Source organism: Planococcus soli, assembly GCF_016881065.1.
In the GTDB taxonomy this organism is placed as follows: domain Bacteria; phylum Bacillota; class Bacilli; order Bacillales_A; family Planococcaceae; genus Planococcus; species Planococcus soli.
Genome location: NZ_WXYN01000007.1, coordinates 161,077 through 179,156, shown reverse-complemented (window position 1 = coordinate 179,156; position 18,080 = coordinate 161,077). Strand labels below are relative to the sequence as shown.

At 44.2% G+C, this 18,080-nt stretch carries 20 protein-coding genes and 1 other annotated feature; of the genes, 14 read left to right on the top strand and 6 right to left on the bottom strand.

Features of this window, described 5'->3' with window-relative positions; translation table 11 throughout:
• Window positions 1-2: 2 nt before the first annotated feature.
• Entirely contained in the window at window positions 3-1,262 is a 1,260-nt protein-coding gene (locus GJB59_RS03225; RefSeq protein WP_142827523.1) for an ABC transporter substrate-binding protein, read from the bottom strand.
• Window positions 1,263-1,476: 214 nt separating this feature from the next.
• Window positions 1,477-1,687 (top strand) — a binding site (T-box leader).
• A 120-nt stretch (window positions 1,688-1,807) separates the two neighbouring features.
• On the opposite strand from GJB59_RS03225, the gene trpE reads away from it, so the two are divergent.
• Window positions 1,808-3,160 carry an anthranilate synthase component I gene (gene trpE / locus GJB59_RS03220; protein WP_142827522.1) on the top strand — a complete coding sequence of 451 codons (1,353 nt, stop codon included), beginning with the start codon at window positions 1,808-1,810 and terminating at the stop codon, window positions 3,158-3,160.
• Window positions 3,157-3,756: an anthranilate synthase component II gene (locus tag GJB59_RS03215; protein WP_142827521.1), complete on the top strand. Its 600-nt coding sequence runs from the start codon at window positions 3,157-3,159 to the stop codon at window positions 3,754-3,756. Before trpE ends, GJB59_RS03215 begins: the two co-directional genes overlap by 4 nt.
• A gap of 87 nt (window positions 3,757-3,843) precedes the next feature.
• On the opposite strand, the gene GJB59_RS03210 is transcribed toward GJB59_RS03215, so the two are convergent.
• Window positions 3,844-4,698: a dimethylarginine dimethylaminohydrolase family protein gene (locus GJB59_RS03210; protein WP_142827520.1), complete on the bottom strand. Its 855-nt coding sequence runs from the start codon at window positions 4,696-4,698 to the stop codon at window positions 3,844-3,846.
• 150 nt (window positions 4,699-4,848) lie between these two features.
• Between GJB59_RS03210 and GJB59_RS03205 the strand changes: the two genes are divergently transcribed.
• On the top strand, window positions 4,849-5,271 hold the full coding sequence (locus GJB59_RS03205) for a GNAT family N-acetyltransferase (RefSeq protein ID WP_142827519.1): 423 nt from the start codon (window positions 4,849-4,851) through the stop codon (window positions 5,269-5,271).
• A 39-nt stretch (window positions 5,272-5,310) separates the two neighbouring features.
• Here the strand turns inward: GJB59_RS03205 and GJB59_RS03200 are convergent, their stop codons facing one another.
• Entirely contained in the window at window positions 5,311-5,694 is a 384-nt protein-coding gene (locus GJB59_RS03200) for a nucleotide excision repair endonuclease (RefSeq protein ID WP_142827518.1), read from the bottom strand.
• A 94-nt stretch (window positions 5,695-5,788) separates the two neighbouring features.
• Entirely contained in the window at window positions 5,789-6,436 is a 648-nt protein-coding gene (locus GJB59_RS03195) for an SDR family oxidoreductase (RefSeq protein ID WP_142827517.1), read from the bottom strand.
• A gap of 131 nt (window positions 6,437-6,567) precedes the next feature.
• Here GJB59_RS03195 and GJB59_RS03190 point away from each other — a divergent pair, with 131 nt between their 5' ends.
• Window positions 6,568-6,849: a DUF6509 family protein gene (locus GJB59_RS03190; protein ID WP_142827516.1), complete on the top strand. Its 282-nt coding sequence runs from the start codon at window positions 6,568-6,570 to the stop codon at window positions 6,847-6,849.
• A gap of 42 nt (window positions 6,850-6,891) precedes the next feature.
• Here the strand turns inward: GJB59_RS03190 and GJB59_RS03185 are convergent, their stop codons facing one another.
• Window positions 6,892-7,605, bottom strand: a complete 714-nt coding sequence (locus tag GJB59_RS03185) for a SurA N-terminal domain-containing protein (protein WP_142827515.1) — start codon at window positions 7,603-7,605, stop codon at window positions 6,892-6,894.
• Window positions 7,606-7,929: 324 nt separating this feature from the next.
• On the opposite strand from GJB59_RS03185, the gene hisC reads away from it, so the two are divergent.
• Together hisC and GJB59_RS03175 are read left to right on the top strand one after the other, a co-directional pair.
• Window positions 7,930-9,039 (top strand): histidinol-phosphate transaminase, encoded by a 1,110-nt coding sequence (gene hisC / locus GJB59_RS03180; RefSeq protein ID WP_142827514.1) that lies wholly within the window; start codon window positions 7,930-7,932, stop codon window positions 9,037-9,039.
• A gap of 124 nt (window positions 9,040-9,163) precedes the next feature.
• On the top strand, window positions 9,164-10,072 hold the full coding sequence (locus GJB59_RS03175) for an NAD(P)/FAD-dependent oxidoreductase (protein ID WP_142827513.1): 909 nt from the start codon (window positions 9,164-9,166) through the stop codon (window positions 10,070-10,072).
• Window positions 10,073-10,077: 5 nt separating this feature from the next.
• On the opposite strand, the gene GJB59_RS03170 is transcribed toward GJB59_RS03175, so the two are convergent.
• Entirely contained in the window at window positions 10,078-10,797 is a 720-nt protein-coding gene (locus GJB59_RS03170; protein WP_142827512.1) for a YwaF family protein, read from the bottom strand.
• A 350-nt stretch (window positions 10,798-11,147) separates the two neighbouring features.
• Here GJB59_RS03170 and GJB59_RS03165 point away from each other — a divergent pair, with 350 nt between their 5' ends.
• The 8 genes from GJB59_RS03165 (at window position 11,148) to GJB59_RS03130 (ending at window position 18,076) form a co-directional block, all read left to right on the top strand.
• On the top strand, window positions 11,148-11,447 hold the full coding sequence (locus GJB59_RS03165; protein ID WP_142827511.1) for a hypothetical protein: 300 nt from the start codon (window positions 11,148-11,150) through the stop codon (window positions 11,445-11,447).
• 88 nt (window positions 11,448-11,535) lie between these two features.
• The gene (locus tag GJB59_RS03160; RefSeq protein WP_142827510.1) at window positions 11,536-11,904 is read left to right on the top strand and encodes a nuclear transport factor 2 family protein; all 369 of its coding nucleotides are present in this window, start codon (window positions 11,536-11,538) and stop codon (window positions 11,902-11,904) included.
• A gap of 205 nt (window positions 11,905-12,109) precedes the next feature.
• The gene (locus GJB59_RS03155) at window positions 12,110-13,114 is read left to right on the top strand and encodes a LacI family DNA-binding transcriptional regulator (RefSeq protein ID WP_142827509.1); all 1,005 of its coding nucleotides are present in this window, start codon (window positions 12,110-12,112) and stop codon (window positions 13,112-13,114) included.
• Window positions 13,115-13,132: 18 nt separating this feature from the next.
• The gene (locus GJB59_RS03150) at window positions 13,133-14,089 is read left to right on the top strand and encodes a sugar kinase (RefSeq protein ID WP_142827508.1); all 957 of its coding nucleotides are present in this window, start codon (window positions 13,133-13,135) and stop codon (window positions 14,087-14,089) included.
• Window positions 14,090-14,197: 108 nt separating this feature from the next.
• The gene (gene allD / locus GJB59_RS03145; RefSeq protein WP_142827507.1) at window positions 14,198-15,211 is read left to right on the top strand and encodes an ureidoglycolate dehydrogenase; all 1,014 of its coding nucleotides are present in this window, start codon (window positions 14,198-14,200) and stop codon (window positions 15,209-15,211) included.
• Window positions 15,212-15,233: 22 nt separating this feature from the next.
• A complete protein-coding gene (locus GJB59_RS03140) occupies window positions 15,234-16,238 on the top strand; it encodes a TRAP transporter substrate-binding protein (RefSeq protein WP_142827506.1) in 1,005 nt (334 codons plus the stop codon).
• 69 nt (window positions 16,239-16,307) lie between these two features.
• Window positions 16,308-16,805, top strand: coding sequence for a TRAP transporter small permease (locus GJB59_RS03135; protein ID WP_142827505.1), 498 nt, complete (start codon window positions 16,308-16,310; stop codon window positions 16,803-16,805).
• Window positions 16,802-18,076 (top strand): TRAP transporter large permease, encoded by a 1,275-nt coding sequence (locus GJB59_RS03130; protein ID WP_142827504.1) that lies wholly within the window; start codon window positions 16,802-16,804, stop codon window positions 18,074-18,076. Before GJB59_RS03135 ends, GJB59_RS03130 begins: the two co-directional genes overlap by 4 nt.
• Window positions 18,077-18,080 lie beyond the last annotated feature (4 nt).

Sequence of the window (18,080 nt, the reverse complement as noted above, 5' to 3'; positions counted from 1 at the left end):
CATTATTCCCTGTTTTCGTCTACGAGCTGCTGCGCTTCTTCAGCGGCCGTCATCGGGTCTGCTCCGCCCAGTACGTTTTCGATGGACCCAAGCACTGCTGCCTCAATTTGGGCGTTGGTGATCAGGAAGCGCGGCTGGAACCGGGTTGTTCTTTCATCGATCCAATAAGCTGTATTCTGCAGCACTTCTGATTCGTATTCCACGTCATTGACCGTCAAATGCTGGCCGGTTTCATTGGCGTATTGGGAAGCAATTTCAGGCTGGCTGAGGAATGCGATAAACTCTTTTGCCTGCTCTTTTTTCTCCGACTGGCTGTTGACAGCCAACATGAAAGTGGCAGTGTTGATGCCTTCATACACAGCTTCACTTTCTTCAACTGTGATCGGTGCCATCAGATCGAGCTGAAGATCAGGGTTCAGTCCAAGCAGAGCGGACATATGGTAAGATCCTGTTGCAAGCATAGCAGCTTCTTCATTGGCGACCATCGCCATTGCGGAATCCTGAGAGGTGCCGAGTGCATCGTCCTGGATATAGCCATTTTGTTCAAGCAGCTGGAAATCCTCCAAGGTCTTGACCCACCATTCGTTGGTAAGTGTTTCTTCGCCATTTTGAAGTTTTTCGAAAATATCTTCATCGGGTGCGTTGTTCATCATCATGCTGTTCATAAATTGGTTAGGGCCGATATCGGCTCCGGGAAAGGCGATGGGCGTAATGTCGTTTTCAAGAAGTGTGTCAGCCATTTCCTGAAACTCGGTCCAGCTTTTCGGTACTTCCAAGCCCAATTCTTCAAACATGCCTTTGTTGTAAACAGGCATATTGAAAACCAACTGATAAGGAAGTGCGAGTTGAGCGTCGTCTTTTTGTCCAACAGTGATCAGTTCTTCGTCAAAATTGGAAACAAAATCCTCTCCACTCAAATCTTCAAATAAGCCGGCACTGGCAATCGCTTCGAATTGTGCACCAGGGAAGGATGTAAAGACATCTCCGGTCGAGCCATCCTGAAGCAGGCGTTGGCCGGTAGACTGGTATTGCTCAGATGGATAAATAGTCATTTCCACTGAAATATCGGGATTCTCTTCTTCAAATTGGGCAATGATATCATCCAATACAGCTTTGTCTTCGCCTCTCCAGTGAATAAAGCTGATCTGGGTGCTGTCTTCTCCGCCTTCGTTGCTTGTATCGCTTGTACTTTCACCAGCGCAGCCGGTAAGCAGCAAACCTAAGGCTAAAATCCCTGGTGTTAAGAATGAATGATTTTTCATCGTCTTGTCCTCCCTCTATTTTAAAAGTTAAAAACGCTTACTTTATTTATACCTTAATCTAGTTGGTAAATACAGAATTATCTAAATAAGTAATGTTTTTAGTTGACAAACAGGCTCAAATTGAATAAGATGGGCACAACCTTTTATGTACGGATTGCGGTTGAAGGGGTCGGAAGCGACACCGCCGAATTCCAGTAGAGCACAGCAGAGCAGAGCTAAATCGATGAGTAAGAAGAGTAGCACAGACCAACCTCTCAAAGAGAGCCAGTGGCAGGTGGAAACTGGCGGGGTGTCTGCGTGAATGGGCTTATGAGTGATTCTTTGAATGACTAGTAGAAGAATCCGTTTCCCCACGTTATCAGGGATCAAGTGAAAGCTTTGTCAGCTTTAACAAGAGGTGGTACCGCGGTCATTCCGTCCTCTGCAAGGAACAGTTCTGTTCCTGCAGGGGGCTTTTTTATTTTTCAGCAAGAAAATAGAACCAATGGTGCGGCGCTGGACACTCTAAACGTCCGCTGCCTTCTAGGAAATGGAGATGAGTCGAGATGAGCAAAGAAATGAAGACGAGAAAAATTGATGGAGATTCCTTGACGCCGATTGCGGTGTTTAACCGGTTGGCAGGAGAACGCAAATGCCTGCTTGAAAGTTCATTGAAGACCAGTGTCACCGGGCGTTATTCTTTTATCGCAGCAAACCCGTCGATCGGCTATATCGGACACGGCCAGCAATTGCGGGAAATCGATTTCCGGACAGGTGCCGAAAAAGTGTATGACGGCAAGCCTTTGGAGCTGATTAAAAATCTGATGCCCCGCTATGAAGCGGAGGTGGAAGGTCTGCCTTTTACAGGCGGTGCCCTCGGCTATATCGGCTATGACGCCATTCAAGTTTATGAACCGATCAAAGCACCTAAGCAAGACAGCCTGCAGATGCCTGATATTCATTTGCAGATATATGAAACCATCGTGGTATTCGACCATGTGAAAAATGATGTGACGATTTTATCGTTTGAAGACAAGCTGGATGACATTGAGCAGCAACTGTCTGTACCGGAACCTTCAACAGCGGCAGCAGACCAAGCATCCCTGCAATTCAATTCCAAAACCAGCGATGCTCTGTTCCGCAAACAGGTGGAGCAGGCAAAAGACCATATCCGTAAAGGCGATGTGTTTCAGCTGGTCTTGTCGCAGCGCTTGTCTGCGAGCTATAAAGGAGATGCGTTTACCCTGTACCGGAAATTGCGCAAACAAAATCCGTCTCCTTATCAATTCTTCATCGATTTCGACGATTATGCCATTGTAGGAGCCTCGCCGGAAAGCTTGTTGACGATCCGGGGGAGTCATATGGTGACCAATCCGATTGCAGGTACCCGTAAACGCGGCAGGACTGCAGACGAAGATGGACAGTTGGCGGAAGAGCTGGCGGGGGATGAAAAAGAGCAGGCGGAACACAAAATGCTGGTGGATCTCAGCCGCAATGATGTAGGGCGGGTCGCGCAAATTGGAACGGTCGAAGTGCCAAAGTATATGGTCATCGAAAAATACCAGCATGTTATGCACCTGGTATCGGAAGTGACAGGTGAGCTCGACAACAAAATGCACCCGTTAGATGCATTGGTATCCTGTTTGCCAGCGGGGACAGTCTCAGGCGCTCCTAAAGTGCGGGCGATGCAATTGATACAGGAATTTGAAGAAGAGCGCAGAGGGGTCTACGGAGGAGCTATCGGCTACTTAGGGTTCAACGGCAACCTGGATGTCGCATTGGCGATCCGCACTTTTGTAGTCAAGGATGAAATGGTCCATGTCCAAGCGGGGGCCGGCATTGTTTTTGATTCGGATCCACAGGCAGAATACGAGGAAACGCTGCATAAGGCGCGTTCTCTTACGGAGGTGTTCGGATGATTTTATTAATCGATCATTACGATTCGTTTACTTATAACATTTATCAGGCTGTTGCTGCTATGGGCGTTGAAGTCGAAGTGGTCCGTTCAGGTGTTCTGACCATCGATGACATCAAAGCGAAAAACCCGCAAGCCATCATCCTGTCACCGGGGCCTGGCCATCCACTGGAATTGCCGGACTCGATTGAGCTGATTCAAGAATTGCATCGATCGGTTCCAATTCTGGGTATTTGTTTAGGTCAGCAGCTGATTGGCGCGGCGTTTGGCGGCAAGGTGGTTCAAGCTCCTTTTATACGCCACGGCAAAGTCTCCGAGGTGGCACACGATCATCAAGGGCTGTTCAGAAATATGCCGCAGCCGCTTCCGGTTATGCGGTATCATTCACTTGTGCTAGAACCGGAAACATTGGCTGACTGTTTAGTTGTCCAATCACGGGCACTCGATGACGATACGATCATGGCTGTGAAACACCGGGACTATCCCGTCTATGGCATCCAATTCCATCCTGAGTCGATAGGGACGCCTGATGGGGTAGAGCTGATGAAAGAATTTATTGAGCAGGTTCAGCAAGGTCAGAAAGCTGTGAGTCGTCTATAGAATACACAGAAAATCCCAAGCCATTGCGGCTTGGGATTTTAATTATGGGTTGAAAGACAATTGGGCAGTTCATATTGGATCAAATACTTATGCACGGATCAACGGCATGGTGCAGCAGCGGAAAGCTCCACCTGATTTGATGATTTCCGAATAATCGACTTCGATTACATGAAAGCCTCGGGCAGTCAATTGCTTATTGACCTGCTGGTTTTGCGGCTGGCTGAAAACTTTTCGGTCGCCGATGGACAGTACATTGGTGCCGAGGGCAAACTGTTCTTTTTCGTTGACACGGATCAGTGTATAGCGTTCTGCAAGCATCTGGACAGTAGCCATGTCGAGCGCTTCCGGAAAAATCAGTGCTTCAGTTGGCGATAGGATATTGAAAACACAGTCAAGGTGAAGATATTTTTCATTAAAAGAAACAGGTATGACTTCAAAATCCGGCAGTTCGAGTTGCAGATCACGGATGGCTTTTTTGGAAGTGCGGCTGCTGACGCCGACAAAGACAGTATCGCGGTCGATAATGACGTCGCCGCCTTCAATGCGATGGCCTGTCAACTGTTTAAAGTTGATGTCATGTGCCTCCATCCACTTTCGAAGTTCCTGTTCTTCTCCTTGGCGGATTTCAGAAGCCATTTCACTGATGAAGACCGTTTCTCCAATGGTGAACCCAATGTCACGTGTGAAAACTTGTTCCGGGTATTCCTCAGACGGTTCGATCAAATCGGTTAGAATACCTTGATCGTTCAATGCGTGGATAAACTCATTGTGCTGATGGAGCGCTTTGTCCACATTGATGTTTTCATCTTTGTATCTTTTCTGTACGTCATTGATGACATCTTTTATCTCCATATAGCGTGGCGGGCATAGCAGCACGCGCCGGAGCGGATCATATTCGCTTTGGCAGCGGGCGGATGTACTTTCTTTTATATAAGACGACATATGGGTTCCTCCAAAAAACGTAGTTATTAACCCTGTATTCCTTTTGGATGGTAAATTAAAACATTGCAGCACAAGAAGATGCACAAAAGAAGTGAACAATGAGAAAATGGAAAAAGGCAGTTGGATCAACTAAGAGGAGGAAGCATTTTAATGAAAATCATTCGGCAGGAAGTGGCAGAGGATCGTGATTTTATTCGGAAAAAGGTCATCGAATACAATAATGCCAGTTTACCGGGAGAAAACAAATCTCAATTTGAACAAATGAGTTTTATCGTCCGCAATGAGTCGGAAGAAATTATAGGTGGATTAACGGCTACCGGATTCTGGCGGCATTTGCACATCGATTTTCTGTGGGTCGATCCAGCCGCCAGAGGCCAGCGCATTGCCGCAAAGCTGATGGCTAAAGCGGAAGTTTATGCACGCAGCAAAGGCCATCGATTGATGATCGTTGATACCTTAAGTTTTCAAGCCCCGGAATTTTATAAAAAGCAGGGCTTTTCGGAATTTGGTGCAATAAAAGATTTTCCGGAAGGGCATAGCCATCATTATTTTGAAAAATGGCTGACAGAGTAACTAAAGAAAAAAACGGAAGCCCAAGGGCCTCCGTTTTTCTTATTCTTGTTCTTGATAAAAGACTTTATCAACATTGTATTTGGCTTTTTGTGTATTGATCAAATACGTTTCGTAAATATCGCGCTCCATTGGGTCTTCCACGATAGAAACGGTGATGCGGTATACTTCTTCGCGATGGTTTTTCAACGGTGAAACCGAATCTTCGAAATGCTTTTTCACACGCTGGCGAAGTTTGCGGGCTTTTCCGACAAACAGCAGCTCTCCGCTGTGGTTGAAAAATTGGATGATGCCGCCTTTATCGCGTGGAATATCGTGCAGATCGATAAAGCCGAATAACGGTTTGATGACAGCTTCGTCACCTGTAATTTCCTGTTTGCGCTGTGTAATCGTCACATCCGCTTTTGGTGGTTGGATATTAATCATGCTTATCACGTCCTCTAGTTATCGTAATGCCTATTTTAACACAAAAAAGAGCGGAAATCCATCCGCTCTTTTTTACTTGCTATTCGACTTTGTTCTATAAAGAATCTAGTTGTCCACTGGCTGGCTGCTCGCCTTGCAGTACTTCAAACACTTTGTTGTAAGTATTGCTGCGGTCAAGCACTTCAACCAGGACGTGTGCAACATCCGCTCTTGGAATGGATCTTCCTTCTAAAGAAGAAAATCCATTGAGAGACACTTCAATCTTCCCGGACTTGTCTTCGTCTGAAAGTGCTCCAGGGCGAACGATCGTGTAATCCAAATCGGTTGCCTGCAGCAAGTCATCCGCTGTCCGTTTGGCTACGAGATAAGGCTTCATTGCCTCGCCGCCGGCATCCGGATCATTTGATCCCACTGAACCTAATTGTACAAAGCGTTTCACGCCTTTATCCTTTGCATACTGGGCTGCTTTGACAGAGCTCCATAAATCGATGGTGAGGGTTTTGTCAGCTCCAGTTGAAGGGCCGGAACCTGCTGCAAAAATGACAGCGTCGACGCCATCAAAGGCCTCGCTGAAATCTTCCTCGAGATCCGCAAGCACTACTTTAGAAGCTCCAAGTTCTTTCATTTTATCTACCTGATCTTCTTTGCGGACCATTGCAGTAGCTTTGTGGTTTGATTCGGCTAATTCTTTGACAACGTTGCGGCCGACTTGACCGTTTGCTCCAATAACTAATACGTTCATTCGATTCCACTCCTTTAATTGTCTTCACCCCATATATGTTCCCTTTTGACAATGCATTAAACGCTTTATTTTGCGATGCAACTGTCCAAAAAGGCGCGGACACGCTAGAATAGAAGAACGGAGGTGTTACAATGCAAATTACAGATTATGTATTCCACAAAATCAACGACCCTACAGGCATCATGGTAGGCGATCGTTACGAGTTTTTGTTGAATGTCGAAGTTGATGAAGATGACGAATTATATACTGAGGGCGGCTTGGAACTGCGCGTCATTATAGCTGCAGAAGAAACCGGTGCCCGCATAGCGCATTACAACTTTATTGACAAGCAAACAAGAGGCGCGCTTGAATTCGGACTCGAAGATGAGGAAGAAGAAGAAATTCTTGCTTACTGTTCAGAAAAACTGGCATAATTTCAAAAACATCCTGCTCAATTTTGAGCAGGATGTTTTTGTTTATATTTTAACTTCCACTTCAGCAGATTCTTTCAGTTCTTCAATGCGGGTGAATACTGCATCTTGTGTGTTCTCCTCTTCAAGAGACTGGCGGATATTCGGTTCCATTTCTTCCAAGGCAGGAACTTCTTCTTCAGAAGTCTCAACAAAACCATCGTAAGCTTCCTGTACTTCTTCATCGGTCACTTCAACTGGTTTGATTTCTTCTGCAACATATTGTTCATATACTAGTTGTTCGCGGAGTTGCACTTCCATATCGTCCAGTGTAAAACCGGTTTGCTCCAGCGCTTCGTTCATAGCTTCTTCCGATTCAAATTGCCCTTTCAAATCTTCGAGGCGTTCTTTAACAGTCTCTTCGTCAGCTTCATAGCCTTTTTCCTCTGCGTCATTCAAAATTACTTTATTGCCCACCAGTACAGACAGCGCTTGTTCCTTCACCATCTCACCAGTGTCTTCTGATGCGGCGTGTCCTTGGGATGCCAATGTCGTTTCCAGCTGGCGTGCTACACTATTGTAGACATTGCCTAAAATTTCTTCCCCGTCCACAATAACCACGACATCTTCCTGAGCGGGCAATTCAAGGGATGATTCTGCAGGGGCTGTCTCGGCTGTTGCTTCTTCTGCAGGAGCTGCCGCCTCTTCATTATCAGAACATGCACCCAATATCAGCAATAGCAGAAAAGGGGCAAATGCGAATTTCATTTTCTTGATCATGGCCAAACTCCTCTATATCTTAGTCTGTTTAACAGTAAACCATATTTCATTATCCCGCACAAATAGTTGGATAGGTGTGTTCAAATAATGCCGCAATTCTGTATAATAAGGGAGGAGAGAGAAAAAGTCTTGAGAAACGTTTGGTTTAGGGATGATTCTTTTCCTGTCTTAGTTTAAAACTCATGTATCCACCCATCGCTTTGGCCGAATTAGAAGGAGCTTGCAATACTTCGCGGTTTTTTCAGTTGATTTGCCCGCCGAGGCTGATATGATTATAAGAATATAAATAATGATCCATCACTTACATCTTTTGGAGGAATTTCAATGACCAGTTCAAATAATATTAAAGCACGCAAAACTTTAGAAAAAATCCAGCCTTACTCGCCTGGAAAGCCGATTTGGGAAGTGCAGAAAGAATTGGGATTGGAACGCGTCATTAAATTGGCCTCCAATGAAAATCCACATGGCCCATCTCCAAAAGCGGTAGCAGCCATCCAAAATGGCCTGTCAGAATTGAACCGCTACCCTGATGCGGATGCCAGCGCATTGAAAAAAGCGATTGCCAACGAGTTTCATGTCAATCCAAAGCAAGTCATTCCGACCAATGGGGCAGACGAATTGATTACACTGATTTCTGAAGCGTTCCTTGAAGAAGGGGACGAAGTGATTGTGCCGTCTCCGTCGTTCAGCGAATATGATTTTGGCGCACACATTATGGGCGCGACAGTTGTTCCGGTAAAATTTGCGGAAGGCTTTGAATTTGATGTCGATGCAATGATTGCCGCGGTTACAGAAAAAACCAAAATTATTTACGTTTGTTCACCGAACAACCCAACAGGCACATACATGTCCAAAACAGATCTGGATAAACTGGTGGAAGCGATTGATAACGTATTGGTGGTGATCGATGCTGCCTATAATCACTTTGCAGACGCTGCAGATTACACAAACGGCATCGAGTACATCAATGCTGGATACCCGGTCCTTACGCTGCAAACGTTCTCGAAGATTTACGGCATTGCCGGAGTGCGGGTAGGATTCGGGATTGCCTCTGAACCGATCATTCAGTCGATTTTAAAAGTGAAAGAACCATTTAACGTCAATACCTTAGCGCAAATTGCAGCAACAGCAGCAATTGAAGACACTGAGCATGTAATGACTTCCCAAAATGCCAACAAAGCCGGCCGGGAACAATTGTACAAAGCTTTCGACGAGCTGGGATTGACATATATCGAAAGCATGGCGAACTTTGTATTGGTTCGAATAGGTGAAGATGGAGAAAAACTGTACAAAGAATTAATGGCAAAAGGCGTAATTGTCCGGTACGGAAAAATTTGGGATTTGCCCGAGTATGTACGGGTTTCTGTCGGAACACCGGAGGAAAACCAATTTTTCATTGATGCCTTAACGGGGTTATTGGTTAAACAGGCTTAGCAAAAAAGGCTCCTGAAAAGGGAGCCTTTTTTTTTTGCGTAAATCAAAAAACAACCGAAGCGTTTGTTTAGTATAGAAGAGAAACGGGAAATTCCGATGGAAACGACAATAAAGGATGAGTGATATGATATATGATTGCGCGATAATAGGAGGTGGGCCTGCGGGACTGAATGCTGCATTGGTATTGGGGAGATCCAGAAGAAAGACTTTACTTTTTGACGACGACAACGGACGCAATTTAGTGACAAGAAAATCGCATGGCTTTATAACGCGGGATGGCATCGAACCGGAAGAACTCAAACGCCTGGGCCGCGAGGAAATCGCCAAATACGATTGTGTGGACATGAAAAAGCAGCGCATCATCAGTGTGAAACGCATTTCTGAAGCGCATTATGAATTGGCCACTGAGAGTGGAGATGTTTTTCACAGCATAAAAATCATTATTGCGGCTGGACTAAAAGAACAACTGCCGAACATTCCGGATATTGAAAAATTTTATGGCACCAGTTTATTCAGCTGCCCGTATTGCGACGGTTGGGAGTTGCGCGATCAACCGCTGGCAGTCATTGCTGATAAGCAGGTATTTGAATTGGCGAAAAAAATCTATACGTGGAGCCGTGACTTAATCGTTTTTACAAATGGAGAAGGACGATTGGAAGAAAAAGATAAGCAAAAACTGCTTCGAAAAGGCATCAAGGTGGTGGAAGATGTAATAGGCGGCCTTGAAGGCGACAATGGACAATTACGCAGCGTTAGACTAGAAGATGGAACTTTGATTGATCGTGTTGGCGGTTTTGTCACACCTATATGGAGCCATGCTGCTCCCTTCGCCAAGGAACTCGGCTGTAAGATCAACACACATGGAGGCATTTTGACGGATGATTATGGGCGGACAAATGTCTGGAACGTGTATGCGGCAGGCGATGCCTCATTGATCGTTCCTTCCCAACTGGTTATTGCAGCTGGTGAAGGAAGTGCCGTAGCCATTGGCGTCAATGGGGATTTAGTTAATGAATACTTCGACATGGATTAACAGCATCAAGAATTTTTTATGAATTTTCGAAACACCAAATATTGAACAAAAAACAGTAGAAAAGCAGCCAGACATAAGTTGATGTAATACCATAAACCTTCTCCAAAGAAATCGAGCGGAGAAGTGGTCTTTGGACGCTGCATCAAATATAGGAAGTTGGATTCAGTCAATGGATTGATCCAGAAACCGATCAGCGCTGCATAAGCTAATACCAATGCATAGGTGGAAAAGACCGAACGTAAGGTAATGGCATCCGGGCGGCATAATGCCAAAAATAAGCAAGACCAGGGAATGGCGACATGATGAATAAAGAATTTCCAAAAACGGAAATGCTGATAATCATATGGAAGATCCGGCGTGATCAAAGCCAAAAAAGCAGGTACTATCCCGATAAAAAAAGAGAGTTGAATCCATATGGGCCGCATAGTCAACAGGCCGATCATTGCTGTAAGAGAAGCTATTCCGCACAGGTGCAGCGGCATGCGTCCGCTAAAATGCCAAACCTCATTTGTAATCGCCCAATAATGATAGGAGAATTCTGAAATGATCAGAATGGCGAGAAGTGGCCAGCGCAATGAGCGGAACAGCTTTTTTTCCTCCATTAATCGTTCTTTCACGGAAATAAGAAGAATAATTCCTATGGCAGCGATTGCTAATATAAGCAGGTGGTTCCACGAAAAAGGGTCAAAAGAATGGGTGGATGTCGCCGCAAACCAGGTTTCCATAACAGTCCTCCTACCATAATGAGTTATTGTAAGAATAGTCTAACATCTCACTGAACAGCAGGTCTATTCCCTAAAGGGTTAAATGGGCAAGTGCCAGATGGTCGTATATTTTGCTAAAAACCCTCTCTCTGCGATAGACTTCTATATATGTTGAAGTAATGATTTTGACTTGCTGATATTCCGCAAATAAGCTCCATATCCTTGATGAATACAGCGTAAAACTTAGGTGTGCTTTGATTTCATGCCATCTCTTAGCGGGAGTTCTGCCTAAAGCGGCCGAAGCGATGGATAAAAGTTTGGTTTCTTTAGTTCAACCTATATAGAAAAGGATTTGTAGGAGGAATGCCGATTTGGACCAATTAAATTTATTGTCGTCTATCACTTACATCGACACGGAGCGTTCCATTGAGGCTGGCGAAATGAAAATTGTCGAAACGGAATGCAATATTCAATTGTACAAGGATGAATTAGTAACTTCGGCGGCTAAATTTCATGTAGCGAATGTATGGGATATTTCCTATAAATCATTTTCTTCTGACGCCAGTTTGCTGTACCTCCATACTCATCGGGGCGTGTTGACCTACAAAATCTACACAGATCCAGATAAATTTGTGGCGACGTTTAAAAAGTTGAAAAACGAGAATTATTAAAGAAGACGGGTTTTTCCTGTCTTCTTTTTTCAACCTTATCGAACCGCGGGAAGAGCAGAACTATTTCTCGAAGAAGGGAGAAAAGGCAATGGAGAACAATATAAAAGTTGCAGAACAGTGGACCACTGGAGTAAACGAGCGGGACATCAAAGGCGTGCTGAAAGTTTCAGATCCGCATATTGAATTGATGGGTCCGAGAGGTATAGCTGAAGGTCATGATATTCTCCAGCAGTGGATCAAAGAATCAGGCATCAGGATGGAAACACAGGACTATTACGCCAAAGGCAACGAAGTGGTCTGTGTTCAAAAAGCTACATGGGAAAATCAGAGCGGCCATGTTACGATTTATACTTTTATGGATATCAGAAATGGAAAAGTTCATCGATTAGGCAGATACGATACTTTGGATGACGCTTTTGGACAATGCCAATTGAGCGAAGAAGATAAAGTTGAATAGTGGAAGGGCAGGGGAAATTTCCTGCCCTTTTTTTTATTTTAGTCTATAAAGCAGTTATTATTTGCTCTATTTAGTCCAAGCAAGACTTTTGTAATATTTTTTGGTTAAACGAAATTTTCTGATAAAAACCCTTGATTTTTAAAAAAAATTGAATTATACTTTCCTAAAATGACTTACTAAACCGGTTTAGTTAGAAGGGGAGAAAATGAAAAAAATAACAATGCAAGATGTAGCATTAAAAGCGGGAGTTTCCAAAAGCACCGTTTCCCAGTATATAAACAGTCGCTTTGAGTTTATGGGTGTGTCAACAAAGCATAGAGTTGAAGCAGCCATCAAGGAATTAGGCTATATTCCAAATCACGTAGCCAAAAGCCTGAAACAGAAAAAAACCGGAACAATTGGTGTTATTGTAGCAAATATTTTGCACACGTTTTCTACTGAAATTATTCGCGCCATCGAGGACGAATGTGAAAGAAATGGTTTCCACTTGTTTGTCTGCAATGCAGACGATCAACCTGAAAAAGAGCGTTCTTATATCGATATGCTGGTTGCGAAGCAAGTTGATGGATTGATTATTTTTCCGACAAATGGCAACAACGATTATTATAAACAACTGAAAACTGCAGAGTTTCCAATCGTTTTTGTAGACCGGATAATCAACGAACCGATTTTCCCCACTCTTCTGCTCGACAATGAAAGCGCTTCACAGATTGCTGTAGATCAATTGGCGAAAAAAGGGCGGACAAAGATCGGTTTAGTCTCCACTTCCATCGTTCAAAAGGTGACGCCACGCATTGAACGCATCATGGGCTATAAAAAAGCGCTGGAATCACATGGGCTGGCGATTGAGGAAGATTGGATTGTTGCTGAGCAGCGTGAGGAGATCGGCAGCAGGCTTCAACGTTTATGGGATTCCGGCAATCGGCCTGAAGCGTTTTTTGCCACAAATGATTTGGCTTTAATCGAGTTGCTGAAGTTTATTAAAAAAAACAAATTGGTGATTCCAAAGGATATCGGCGTGATTGCGATTGATGACTCACCGTTTCTTGAAATGGCTACAACACCAATTTCGGTCATCAAACAGCCCACTTTCGAAATTGGGCAAAATGCAGCAGATACATTGCTGCAATTGATTGTCAGCAAAGATTTTAAAGAAGAGTATGAAGAGCGCCGATACCGTCCGATTTTGGTTGAGCGGGAATCCATATAAATTAAGGGAGGTGAGAGTTTGCTTAAAGAGTTTGGCGTATTAACAATTGGAGATGCCATGATTACCATGAACCCATCCACGACTGGCCCGTTAAAGTATGTAACACAGTTTGAGCGAAAAATCGGCGGTGCTGAAATGAATTTTGCTATAGGCTGTGCACGGTTGGGACTAGGCAGCAAATGGATCAGCAGGCTGGGCAAAGATGAATTCGGCCAAGTAATTTATAACTTTGCCCGCGGCGAAGGCATTGATGTATCGTCAGTCGACTTTGTCGAAGGTGTCCCGACATCGTTGAATTTTAAAGAAATTCATGCAAATGGTTCTGGGAAAACATATTATTATCGAAATCCTTCTCCTATTTCATCCCTTTCAGAAGAAGACATTACGGAAGATTTGTTTGATGGCATCCAGGTTGTCCACTTAACAGGTGTTTACCTAGCTCTTGGAGAACCGAATATGGCAATTGTTCAAAAAATCCTGACCATAGCAAAACAAAAAGAAATCACTATTTCTTTCGACCCTAATATTCGGTTGAAACTATGGAGCATCGAGGACGCACGAGAAGCATATGAAAAGGTTTTTCCGGAAGTTGATATTCTGCTGACGGGATTAGACGAAATTCAGATGATATCAGGAAAAGAAACTCTGGAGGAACTGGTGGAATATGCGGCCCGTTTCGAAATAAAGGATTTTGTGATCAAAGATGGAGAACAAGGATCGAAGCTCTACAGAAAAGGCCGTTGGATTGAAAGCTCTGGATTTTCAGTAACGCCGGTCGACACTGTCGGTGCAGGTGATGGTTTTGATGCAGGTTATATTTATGGAATCCTAAATCATTTTGACGAAGAATCTTTATTGCGCTTTGCAAACGGAGTCGGTGCACTCGTCACTACAGTCACGGGAGATAACGAGGGGCTGCCTTATTTAGAGGAAGTTGAAAACTTCATCGGTGATAAAAAAGCAGTTGAACGATAGTAAGCCAATCAGTTGAAAGCGCTTCAAATGTTGGCGCTGAAACAGAATTTCCAAGTTTACATGGACGCTTAAAAGGTCCACATACTAACTTGAAATAGGGGGAGTGCAATGGCAACCGTAACTGTACCGTTTACAGAAATACAAGAATTAATCGAAAAAAAGCTGGCGAGTGTATCAGTCAGTGAAGAGCACGCCGCTAAAATTGCGGAAATTCTTGTTCATGCAGATTTGCGCGGCGTGAATTCACACGGGGCACTTCGTACAGAACATTACATGAACCGGCTCACAGCTGGAGGCATCAATCCAGCACCTGATATCTCATTTAACCAAACCGGTCCAGTAACGGGAGTAGTTGATGGAGATGATGGCTTCGGGCATGTCATAGCCGATACCGCAATGAAACACGCAATGGAGATGGCGAAGAGTAATGGCGTAGGCATGGTGACCGTAATGAACAGCAGTCATTGCGGGGCGCTCAGCTACTTTGTTCAAGAAGCAGCAGAACAGAAATTGATCGGCATTGCCATGACGCATACCGATAAAATTGTTGTTCCGTTTGGAGGGAAAAAATCCTTCCTGGGTACAAATCCAATCGCATATGGAGTTCCTGCCAAATCTGAAAAGCCATTTATTCTGGATATGGCCACTTCGAACGTTGCGCTGGGGAAGATATTGCAGCATAAAGAGGAAGGGAAGAATATTCCAGAAGGATGGGGTGTCGATGAAGCGGGTGCATCCGTAACAGATCCTGCAAAAGTCGTTTCCTTAATGCCATTTGGCGGTCCGAAGGGTTCCGGGTTATCGATGATTGTGGATATTTTCTCCGGTCTGCTTGCAGGTATGGCATTCGGTCCCCACATCAATTCCATGTACGAGGATTTGGACAAGAAAAGAAAGTTAGGCCATTATTTCTGTGCCATCAATCCTTCCTTCTTCACAGATACCGAAGGATTTCTGGAGCAGATGGATAACATGATCAAGGAAATTCGGGAAGTACCAGCAGCTGAAGGATTCGATCGTGTTCTGGTCCCTGGAGAAATCGAACAGAAAAATGAAGAGCGCAGTCGAAAAGATGGGGTTCAGATTGCAGCAACTACTTATGAGTATTTGAAAAAACAATAAAAAACAAAGGGGAGAATTGAACATGAAAAAGAAATGGTTAACAGGTATTTTTGCATCTGTATTGGTATTGGGAGCTTGTGGTTCTAATGAAGAAGGATCGGAAGAAGGCGGTTCAGAATCAGGCGAAACAATTGAGTGGCGCTTTGGACATTTAGCGGATGAAAATCACATCTGGCACCAAACAGCTTTGGAGTTCAAAGAACTGGTTGAAACAAATTCAGATGGCCAAATGGAAATCACCATCTATCCCAATAATTCACTTGGCGGCGAAACGGATACGATCAACTCGATTCAAGCAGGAACAGCTGACATGGTTATTTCAGGGGAAACTTTACAGAACTGGGCTCCTAATGCTGCCTTAATGGCAGTTCCATATGCTTTCCGTGATTTGGATCATGTAAAGTCGGTAGTTGAAGGAGAAATCGGTGAACAGATCAAACAAGAAGTCAGTGATGAAGCAGGCTTGACGGCTCTTTACTACCATACACGTGCTCCGCGTAACTTGACATCCAACGAGCCGATCACTTCTCCTGATGACTTGAGTGGATTCAGCATGCGTGTACCTAACGTTCCATTATTCCTGGATGTTTGGCAGGCTGCCGGTGCTTCTCCGCAAGTAATGGATTTCAATGAAGTATTCACAGGCTTGCAGCAAGGCGTAATTGATGGCCAGGAAAACCCGGTCGACTTGATCCAGAGTGGTGGATTGGCTGAAGTTCAGGACTACGTCAACCGTACAGAACACGTGTATTCATGGATTTACATCTTAGTAGGCAACGACCAGTACGATGCGCTTTCAGATGACTTGAAGCAAGTTGTGCAGGATGCAGCTGCAGAAGCGCAAGCTTTGGGCGACGAATTGTATGAATCTGAAATTTCTACAATTGAACAGGACTTGATGGACGAGGGCATGGAATTCGTAGATGTTGACCAAGATGCTTTCCGCGACGCGATGACACCGGCTGTTGAAGCTTCTTTATCACCTGAACAGTTGGAATTGTACGAACAGATCCTTGCAGTTGAATAATATGTGAGTAGGGCATATTTGGCTGTCATGGTCAAATGTGCCTTTCCATTAGGAAGGGAATGAATTAGGATGTCGAAGTTCCGGAAATTGATTGACAGCACACTCGCTTTTTTGACAGTCCTCAGCTTTGCTGGCGTTATCATTATTGTCACCGTCCAGATCATTTCACGTTTCGCTCCATTTTCTTTTATTTGGACCGAAGAATTAACGCGCTATCTTTTCTTGTACGGCATCAGCTTTGGTGCTCCATTAGCTTTGATGCGCAATGAATTTATCAATGTGGATATGATCCTTAATCGGATGTCCGATAACTTCCGAAGGTATTATGAAGTGGTCATTTATCTGGCCATTATCCTGTTGAGCCTGGTTATGGTCATTGAAGGATACAATTTCACTCTGTTAGGCGATAATCAAAGATCGGCAACGATGCCTTTCCAAATGTCAGTTATCCATGCCTCTTTGTTGATCATGGCTGTATTCCTGGTATTTTATGCGGTTTTAAAAATTGTCGACCTTATCAAACACAAACAGGACTATAGTCAGAATTTTGGAGGTGACGATTACTGATGGCTACTCTTCTCTTTGTATCCTTTATCGTATTGATTTTCCTGGGAGTACCGGTTGCTTTCAGTTTGGGGCTGGCTTCCTTTATCTACCTTATGTTAGCTGGCATTCCACTTAATATTATTCCTCAACGGATGTTCGGGGGATTAAATTCCTTTGTACTTTTGTGTATTCCAGGATTTATCCTTGCAGGTAATTTAATGAACGCAGGCGGAATCACTGAACGGATCATCAAGTTTGCCAATGATCTTTTTGGCCATATCCGCGGTGGATTGGGGCTTGCCAATGTTGGAGCTTCGATGGGCTTTGCCGGAATTTCAGGAACTGCGCTTGCTGATACAGCAAGCATAGGCTCTATTTTAATACCTGCCATGAAAAAAGAAGGCTACGGCGCAGGATTTTCAGCTGCTGTAACCGCGTCTTCTTCTACGGTTGGGCCAATTATCCCGCCTTCCCTGCCAATGATCATTGTCGGAACGCTGGCATCGTTATCGATTGGAGATCTGTTTTTAGCCGGTGCACTTCCAGGCATTCTTCTGGGACTTGGATTAATGATTCCAACGTATATTATTTCGGTCAAACGGAACTACCCGAAAGGTGACCGCCAGCCTCTAAAGGCAATATGGAAAAGCTTCACGGGCGCTTTCTGGGCATTGCTGATGACGTTCATCATTTTATACGGAATTTTAGGCGGTTTCTTCACACCGACAGAAGCTTCTATTATTGCTGTTCTTTATGCTTTTGTTATCGGTATTTTCGTCTACAAAGAATTGCCGGTGAAAAAAATACCGGAAATCATGTTGTCTTCAATGACCGCTACAGCTTCTATCATGTTGCTAGTCGGCTTTGCCAACCTGTTTGGCTGGATTATGGTGCGTGAACAAATTCCACAGCTTGTCGCAGAATCGATTCTTGGGATTTCGACTAATGCGATTATCGTCATCTTGTTGATCAATCTGCTCCTGCTCTTTGTAGGAACGTTTATGGAAACCATTGCGGCACTGGTCATCCTATTCCCTGTTCTGTTGCCAGTTGCATTGACAGTCGGAATGGATCCAATTCAATTCGGCGTCATGATGGTTTTGAATTTAGTAATTGGATTAGTAACTCCGCCTGTAGGAGTTTGTCTCTTTGTTGCCTCCCAGATAGGGAAAGTATCCATTGGAAAAACAGCAAGAGAATTAGTGCCATTTATAGGAGTCAGTTTAGCGGTACTTATGCTTGTCGCATTTGTTCCTCAAGTTACATTATTCTTGCCAAGTCTATTTGAATAGGGTG

Bases quoted from the DNA above. Each gene is read 5' to 3' on its own strand.
- GJB59_RS03225 (WP_142827523.1), bottom strand. From the start codon at position 1,262: ATGAAAAATCATTCATTCTTAACACCAGGGATTTTAGCCTTAGGTTTG.
- trpE (WP_142827522.1), top strand. From the start codon at position 1,808: ATGAGCAAAGAAATGAAGACGAGAAAAATTGATGGAGATTCCTTGACG.
- GJB59_RS03215 (WP_142827521.1), top strand. From the start codon at position 3,157: ATGATTTTATTAATCGATCATTACGATTCGTTTACTTATAACATTTAT.
- GJB59_RS03210 (WP_142827520.1), bottom strand. From the start codon at position 4,698: ATGTCGTCTTATATAAAAGAAAGTACATCCGCCCGCTGCCAAAGCGAA.
- GJB59_RS03205 (WP_142827519.1), top strand. From the start codon at position 4,849: ATGAAAATCATTCGGCAGGAAGTGGCAGAGGATCGTGATTTTATTCGG.
- GJB59_RS03200 (WP_142827518.1), bottom strand. From the start codon at position 5,694: ATGATTAATATCCAACCACCAAAAGCGGATGTGACGATTACACAGCGC.
- GJB59_RS03195 (WP_142827517.1), bottom strand. From the start codon at position 6,436: ATGAACGTATTAGTTATTGGAGCAAACGGTCAAGTCGGCCGCAACGTT.
- GJB59_RS03190 (WP_142827516.1), top strand. From the start codon at position 6,568: ATGCAAATTACAGATTATGTATTCCACAAAATCAACGACCCTACAGGC.
- GJB59_RS03185 (WP_142827515.1), bottom strand. From the start codon at position 7,605: ATGATCAAGAAAATGAAATTCGCATTTGCCCCTTTTCTGCTATTGCTG.
- hisC (WP_142827514.1), top strand. From the start codon at position 7,930: ATGACCAGTTCAAATAATATTAAAGCACGCAAAACTTTAGAAAAAATC.
- GJB59_RS03175 (WP_142827513.1), top strand. From the start codon at position 9,164: ATGATATATGATTGCGCGATAATAGGAGGTGGGCCTGCGGGACTGAAT.
- GJB59_RS03170 (WP_142827512.1), bottom strand. From the start codon at position 10,797: ATGGAAACCTGGTTTGCGGCGACATCCACCCATTCTTTTGACCCTTTT.
- GJB59_RS03160 (WP_142827510.1), top strand. From the start codon at position 11,536: ATGGAGAACAATATAAAAGTTGCAGAACAGTGGACCACTGGAGTAAAC.
- GJB59_RS03155 (WP_142827509.1), top strand. From the start codon at position 12,110: ATGAAAAAAATAACAATGCAAGATGTAGCATTAAAAGCGGGAGTTTCC.
- allD (WP_142827507.1), top strand. From the start codon at position 14,198: ATGGCAACCGTAACTGTACCGTTTACAGAAATACAAGAATTAATCGAA.
- GJB59_RS03140 (WP_142827506.1), top strand. From the start codon at position 15,234: ATGAAAAAGAAATGGTTAACAGGTATTTTTGCATCTGTATTGGTATTG.
- GJB59_RS03135 (WP_142827505.1), top strand. From the start codon at position 16,308: ATGTCGAAGTTCCGGAAATTGATTGACAGCACACTCGCTTTTTTGACA.